The sequence below is a fragment of the Stenotrophomonas sp. 01N47 genome (genome assembly GCF_056399165.1).
Map to the genome: position 1 here is coordinate 1 of NZ_JBFTQU010000033.1, position 551 is coordinate 551.

The 551-nt window shown below is 62.0% G+C and carries 1 protein-coding gene; it reads left to right on the plus strand.

The window, feature by feature from the left end; genetic code table 11:
- A partial coding sequence (locus AC1DKR_RS21055; RefSeq protein WP_478035073.1) for a transposase occupies positions 1-551 on the plus strand: 551 nt, incomplete at both ends.

Here is a 551-nt window from a genome sequence, read left to right on the forward strand (position 1 = left end):
GTCATCCGGTGGTCCGCGCCAATGCCCTGCGGGCGCGGAAACTGGCCCAGGGGCTTGGCCACATGGCCAAGACCGACCGCTTGGATGCCTATGCCTTGGCCAAGATGGCCGCRCTGGTGAAGCTGCGTTCCTATCAGCCACTGGAGCCTTGGCAGCGGGAAATGCGTGACTTCGTGCGGGCACGCCGACAGGCGATGCACGCGCTGACCGTCGCGCGGCAGCAGCAGGAAATGGTGGGTAATCGTGAATTACGCCGACTGCTTCAGGCCAACATCACTTGCTTGCAGAGAACGGTGGAACGTTTGGGAAAGCGGATTTCCGAACAGGTTTCCAAGCAGCCTCAACTGGCTGTCCTGAAGTCGATGAAAGGTGTTGGCCCGGGCCTGCAGGCCGTGTTGGCCAGCTATCTTCCCGAGCTGGGCAATATCAGTGGCAAGGCCGTCGCCAGCCTGGTCGGTGTGGCACCGATGTCCCATGACAGCGGGACCATGCGTGGCAAACGAAGCATCCATGGCGGCAGGGCTGAGATCCGTCAGGTGCTCTACATGGCC